Source organism: Comamonas sp. GCA5 (genome assembly GCF_036541385.1).
GTDB lineage: Bacteria > Pseudomonadota > Gammaproteobacteria > Burkholderiales > Burkholderiaceae_C > Comamonas > Comamonas aquatica.
Genome location: NZ_JAZHFR010000026.1, coordinates 39,222 through 45,531, shown reverse-complemented (window position 1 = coordinate 45,531; position 6,310 = coordinate 39,222). Strand labels below are relative to the sequence as shown.

5 protein-coding genes are annotated in these 6,310 nt (G+C 69.1%); all 5 read right to left on the bottom strand.

Annotation, left to right across the window (positions count from 1 at the left end; genetic code table 11):
- Window positions 1–83: 83 nt before the first annotated feature.
- Window positions 84–1,088: an imelysin family protein gene (locus SJH88_RS08690; RefSeq protein WP_260674690.1), complete on the bottom strand. Its 1,005-nt coding sequence runs from the start codon at window positions 1,086–1,088 to the stop codon at window positions 84–86.
- Window positions 1,088–2,566 carry a di-heme oxidoreductase family protein gene (locus tag SJH88_RS08685; protein WP_274754220.1) on the bottom strand — a complete coding sequence of 493 codons (1,479 nt, stop codon included), beginning with the start codon at window positions 2,564–2,566 and terminating at the stop codon, window positions 1,088–1,090. The genes SJH88_RS08690 and SJH88_RS08685 overlap by 1 nt, the downstream gene beginning before the upstream one ends.
- A 78-nt stretch (window positions 2,567–2,644) precedes the next feature.
- Window positions 2,645–3,832, bottom strand: a complete 1,188-nt coding sequence (locus tag SJH88_RS08680) for an imelysin family protein (RefSeq protein ID WP_274754219.1) — start codon at window positions 3,830–3,832, stop codon at window positions 2,645–2,647.
- Between the two features lie 114 nt (window positions 3,833–3,946).
- Window positions 3,947–4,891 (bottom strand): PhzF family phenazine biosynthesis protein, encoded by a 945-nt coding sequence (locus SJH88_RS08675; RefSeq protein WP_045265625.1) that lies wholly within the window; start codon window positions 4,889–4,891, stop codon window positions 3,947–3,949.
- Window positions 4,892–4,987: 96 nt separating this feature from the next.
- Window positions 4,988–6,172, bottom strand: a complete 1,185-nt coding sequence (locus tag SJH88_RS08670; protein ID WP_274754218.1) for an aminotransferase-like domain-containing protein — start codon at window positions 6,170–6,172, stop codon at window positions 4,988–4,990.
- Between the last annotated feature and the right edge of the window lie 138 nt (window positions 6,173–6,310).

Genomic DNA, 6,310 nt, shown 5'->3' with positions numbered 1-6,310 from the left:
CGGCCTGCGCCCAGGGGCGCGTGGGCCAGGCTGCCAGCAGCGCCATGCCCTGCAGCCACTGCCGGCGCGTGCGCGAGGCGGGCTCAGTCACCGTCGGCATCCGAGAAGCCAATGGTGACATCCAGGGCCAGGGCAACGTCGTTTTCCACCAGGTGCTTGAGCTGGCTCAGCGCCCGGCTGGCGGGGGCGGTGCGTGCCAGCTCGACACGGTCCACGGCCTGCATGGCGGTGTCGGCCTGCTGGACGGCGGCGCGCAGCTCGTCGGCCAGGCGCGTCCAGCCTTGGGCTTCGACCAGGCGGGCAATGCTCACGTGGTCTGGCTGGCGGGCGTCGCCCACGGCCAGGTGGCGCAGCGAGCCCCATTGCGCCTGCCAGCTGGCCAGCGTGCCCTGGCTGGGTGCGCGCGTGACGGCGGCCGGCTTGCCCGGGCTGGCGCTGCGCAGCGGCTTGTCCATGGACTGCCAGCGCAGCCGCTCCAGGCCGCCGATCCACTGGTTCAGGAATTCTGCGGTGCTGTGGAAATCCAGCGTGGTGCTGGCGCTGGCGGCCAGGTTGGCCTGGTGCAGGTCGTGCATTTCCTGGGCCAGCTCGGCAGCGACCAGGCCGACGTAGTGGCAGGCCGGGGTGTGCGGCTGGGCCACGTCGACCCACAGCAAATGCTCGGCCGCCGGGAAGCCCTTGGCCGGTGCGCCGATCGTCTCCATGGCGGCCAGATCCTGGGGGGCCTTGCGCAGCGCGGTCTTGAGCAGGGGCAGGCGCAGCGGCTGGAAGTCGACCATGCGGGCGGTGCGACGTTCGATCTGCGGGCCCATGGCCAGCGCCGACAGGCGCTCCCAGTCCTGGCTGGCCTGGGTGAACTGGGCGCGCGCCGCCGCTAGGCCGGCCTGGCCGGCGCAGTACTGCTGCACCTGGCTGTGCAGCTGCTGTGCGGAGGCACTGGCCTGGGCCGATTGCGGCACAAACCATTGTGCGTACAGCGCCTGGGCGGCAGCCCCGGAGGTCAGGGGTGGGGCCGATGGTGCGGCGGCCAGGGCATGGCCAGCGGTCAGCAGCCCGATCAGGCCCAGGGAGAAGAAAGAGCAACGCATCACAGAGATTCCACAAATTGAACCAGGGCTGCGCGGTCTGGCGCCGGCATCTGGCGGAATTGTTCCCGTGCAGCCTCGGCTTCGCCACCGTGCCAGAGGATGGCCTCGGCGACACCGCGGGCACGGCCGTCGTGCAGCAGGCGCTGGTGGTCGTTCACCGCCGGCAGCAGGCCGATGCCCCACAGCGGGGGGGTGCGCCACTGGCGGCCGTGGGCGGCAAAGTCCGGGCGGCCATCGGCCAGCGCCTCGCCCATGTCGTGCAGCAGCAAGTCGGTGTAGGGGGTGATGTCCTGGCCGGACAGGGCCGGGCTGCTCAGGCGCGGAAACAGCGCGGTGCCGGTGCGGTAGCTGGGGCGGTGGCACTGCGCGCACTGCGCGGCATGGAACAGGGCTTCGCCGCGCAGCACACCCTCGTCCTGGGCGTTGCGGCGCGCAGCCGGGGCCAGGGTCGACTGGTAGAAGATGACATCGTCCAGCGCATAGTCCTCGATCTCGACCCCCTGCTGGCCCTTGGTATTCCCATTCGGCGCGGCCAGGCAGTCTTTCTGCGCGGGGGTGCAGGTCTGCTGCGGGAAGCGGCTGGAGGTGATGCCGATGTCGCCCAGGAAGGCGCCGGCAGTCTGGTGCGCCAGGCTGCCGACGTTGGCCTTCCAGCCAAAGCGGCCCAGAACCATCCGCTCGGCGTAGGCATCCCAGACGTAGTTGGGCTGCCCCTTGATGGGGCCGGTGCTGGCCGCCTGGGCCTGGGCATTGGCCAGAATCTCGGCCTCGGGGATGGCTTCCAGCAGGCCCAGGCCGATCACCTGCGGGGCAATCCGCGGGCTGACCATGACATCGGCGGCCATGGGGCCGTAGGCCAGGTTGCGCAGGTGGTAGCGGGGCTTTTCCAGGGTGTAGGGCGTGCCGTCGGCGTACTGCCCCTCGATACGCTCGTAGCTCATGTGCACCTCGCCTTCGCCCTGGACACCGTGGATGCCCATGGTGTTGAACTGATCGCCGTACACAGGCTCGTGCTTGGGGCCGCCATGGGCATCGGTGCCAGGCACCGACAGGCGCAGCAGCAGGCCGGCAAACGGCTGGGGCGCCAGCGGGTTGTGGAAGTCCGGGGGCTGGGCGCGCCCGTCCTGCACGTGGCAGCCGCCGCAGGAGCGGGCCAGGAAATGCGGGCCCAGTCCGTCGCGCGCGGTGGTGGAGGCCGGGGCCTGGACCCAGTTGCGCTTGAAAAAGGAGTTGCCCACCACGAAGCGCGTGCGCTCGGCGTCACTCAGATTGGCGGCGGGCAGCGAGAAGGCGTTGCGGCCGTTGGAGAACACGGTGGTCTTGCCACCGGGCTGGGCATCGGCGGCAGGGCGCGCAAACAGGGCCTGCGCGGCATCTGCGGCGGTGGCAGCCCTGTCGCCAGGGGCCGGGCGGGCGGTGCAGGCGGCCAGCGCCAGGGCGGTGGCCAGCACGCTGCTGGTGCGGAGCAAGGAGGTCATAGGCAGGGGGCCGAAGGCCCAGAAACAGGCACCGCGGCCAGGCCGCGGTGCAGGAAGACAGGCAGCCGGGGCTGCCGCTCAGGGCTCGACCAGGTTCAGCTGTTCGAAGCCGACGGCCTTGGCCGCGTCCACCAGGTCTTTGCTTTGCTGGGTCAGGGAGTCGATCGTGGCCTGGATCTTGGCGCGTGCGGCGCTGTCGCGCGCGCCCTGGATGGCCTGGTCGAACGGGGCCGGAATGGCTTGTGCCGAGGCCACGGACTTGGCAATCTGCAGCGAGGTCTTTTCGGCGATCACCGGGTCCTGCGCCGCCACCCAGTCGCGCAGGCCGGGGCCTTGCAGCACCGTGCCGTTGCGGCGCTGGTAGTGGCCCAGCCAGACATTCTGGATGCCTTGGGCGTTGGTGACCGCGTCGCGGTGGGTGTTGTCCGAGAAGCAGGAGTGTTCGTCTTCCTGGTCACGGCTGGCCATGGCCACTTCCAAGCGCTCGCCCGCCAGTTCACCGCGCGACAGCGAGCCCAGGCCGATGAACACCTTGCGCAGGGATTCGTCGCCGCCCTGGTCGAAGGCCGCGCGGAAGTTGTTCTTCACGCCGGGCTTCCACTGGTCGGCCACGGATTGCAGGTCGTCCAGCAGCAGCTCGGTCACCACCTTGAGGTAGGCGCGGCGGCGGTCGGCATTCGGCTTCTTGCCGTCCACGAAGTCGGTGTAGGGACGCGCGCCGGGGCCGTGGTCGTCCAGGTCCTGGCCCCACAGCATGAACTCGATGGCATGCCAGCCGGTGGAGATGTTCTCCTCGCCGTCGTGCTCGTTCAGCGCGGCCAGGCGTTCTTTGGTGATGGGCAGCTTGCGGTTGTTGATCAGGCCGGCGCTGTCATCGCCCACCACGTAGTCCACATAGGACTCGTCCATGGGCCAGGCGTTGATCTGGCCTTCGGGGCCGTCGGCGTTGTCGATGGGGCCGTCGTAGAAGCGGAAGGCCTCGGTCTGGCCGTAGAACTCGCGGGCATCCAGCCAGGCCTTGCGCGCCGCGTTCTGGGTGGCGGGGCTGGGCTTGGCCAGGAAGGCATGGATCGCCTTTTGCATCTGCTGCGCGGCTGCGATGGTGTCGTTGTAGTTGGCATACACCAGGGTGCTGTAGTGCTGCACCACGGCCGAGGCCTGGAGCGCGCTGGGGCGGGCGCTGGCCGCAGCGGGTTGGGCGGCGGAGGCCGGTGTGGCCGCGAGGGTACCGAGGGTCAGGGCACTGGCAATCAGATAGCGATACATAAGGCAGGCAGTGGCACAAGGCAGAATCAAAGATGCGCGGATTTTACGCGATTGATAATTATTTTTATTTGCTTTATCGCAACGCTACCGGGCCGTGGCCTGAGTGACCTTCGCTCAGAGCAGCACCGTGCCCTGCACGCAGGTCACGGTCTGCCCGCCGATCCACAGTTGCTGCTGCGCGTCCTGCTGCACGGACACCCAGCCGTCGCGCCCCACGCAGGCGCCCTGGTTGGCCATGTAGGGCGCCTGCAGGTGGCCTTGTGCGATCAGCCAGTCGGCCAGGCTGCCGTTCAGGCTGCCGGTGACCGGGTCTTCGACACCCGTGGTGGAAAAGGCCCGCACTTCCAGCTGGGCCTGGGCGGCGACCGGGGCGGCGCGCAGGCCGGTGGCAAAGGCCTCGGCCTCGCGGCAGGCACGGCCGATCAGCGGCGTGGCGTCGTCGGCCTGGTAGCGCGCCGCCACGCCGACCTTGTGGCCCAGGGCCTTGATGCGCGCCAGGTCAGGCTCCAGGCCCAGCACAGTGTCTGGGCTGTCCAGCAGCAGGCACAGCCAGTGCGGGCCGTTGTCCAGGTAGGCGGCATCCAGCACCTGCTCGTTGGTGATGCCCAGGGCCTCGTAGATCAGGTGCAGGTGGGCGGGCAGCGGCAGGGCGCGGGTGGCCGGGGTGGCAAACGCCAGCCCGGCGGCCGAGGGCTGGATGGGGATCAGGCCTTTGGCGCACTCCTGCACGATGCGCGTGGGGTCCTGGGGCGTGCCGCCCTGGGCCAGCCAGGCATGGCAGGTGCCCAGGGTGGGGTGACCGGCAAACGGCATTTCAGCGGCCGGGGTGAAGATGCGCACGCGGTAGTCGGCGCCCTGGGCGCGGCCGGCTTCGGTGGGCGGTAGCACGAAGGTGGTCTCGGACAGGTTGGTCCAGCGCGCAAAGCTTTGCATCTGGCCCTCGTCCAGGCCCTGGCCATCCAGCACCACGGCCACCGGGTTGCCCCGGTAGGGCTCGGCGGTGAAGACGTCCACGGTCATGAACGGGCGGGTGGTCAGGGGTGGGCAATGGGCGGACATGGCGGGGATTCCCAATCAGAGCGAACAAAAAAGCGCATAGCTTGCGGGAAGCTATGCGCTGTGCACGATACGCCACCCGGGGTGGCGTCCAGGCGATTATTTGGCCTGGAGCGCGCGGATGGCGGCGGCCAGGGCGGCAATGCCCTGGTTGATCTGCGCGGGCGAGACGGTCACGTACGACAGGCGCAGGGTGTTGTGCTCGGCCTCATCGGCAAAGAAGGGCGCGCCGGGCACAAAGGCCATGCCGCGCTCGACCGCTTCGGGCAGCAGGTCCTGGGCGTTCATGCCCTTGGGCAGGCGCACCCACAGGAACATGCCGCCCACGGGGCGGGTCCAGCTCACGTCCAGGCCTTCCATTTCGCGCTCCAGGGCCACCAGCATCACATCGCGCTGGGCCTTGTACATGGCACGGATGGTGGGGATGTGCCGCTGGAGGAAGCCGTCCTTCATCACCTCGGCGACCACGCGCTGGTTGAAGCTGGGGCTGTGCAGGTCGGCGGCCTGCTTGGCCTGGGTCAGCTTGCCGTAGACCGACTTGGGGGCCACGATGAAGCCCACGCGCAGACCGGGGGCCAGCACCTTGGAGAAGGAGCCCATGTAGATCACGCCCTCGGGGTTGCGTGCCGCCAGCGGCAGGGGCGGCTCGCCCTCGTACCACAGGTCGCCGTAGGGGTTGTCCTCGATCAGGGGGATGTCCAGTTCCTTGGCCTTTTCCACCAGGGCCTGGCGGCGCGCCTCGCTCATGGTGCGGCCGGTGGGGTTCTGGAAGTTGGGCAGCACGTAGGCGATGCGGGCCTTATCGGCACCGGAGCCCACCTTGGTAGCAAAGTCTTCGACCAGCATGCCTTCGTCGTCGCTGTCCACGCCCACGGCCACGGGTTCCATGGGGGTGAAGGCCTGCAGGGCGCCCAGGTAGGTGGGTTTTTCTACCAGGATGCGGCTGCCTTTGTCCATGAAGATCTTGGCGATCAGGTCCAGCGCCTGCTGGCTGCCGGTAGTGATCAGCACCTGCTCGGGGTTGACGTCCCAGGGCAGGAAGTCGGCGATCGCCTGGCGCAGCGCAGGGAAGCCTTCGGTGGTGGAGTACTGCAGCGCCGCGGCGCCGTCACGTTCCATCACCGCGTTGCAGGCGGCGGTGAAGGCCGTGATCGGGAAGCCCGCGGGCGAGGGCAGGCCACCGGCCATGCTGATGATGCCGGGACGGTCGGTGAGTTTCAGAATCTCGCGGATCGCGGAGGAGTTCATCTTGGCGGCACGTGCAGCCAGGGTCCAATTCGTCATAACTACTCAATCTCTAGAAGCGGCGCGCGCACTGTGCGCGTGCCGGACAAGGCGTGGTGCGAAGAGCATACCGTTGTGGGGCATGGCCGCGTCACCCGGAAACTACGCATAGCCGGGCGCTGCGGCAATGGGCGTCGG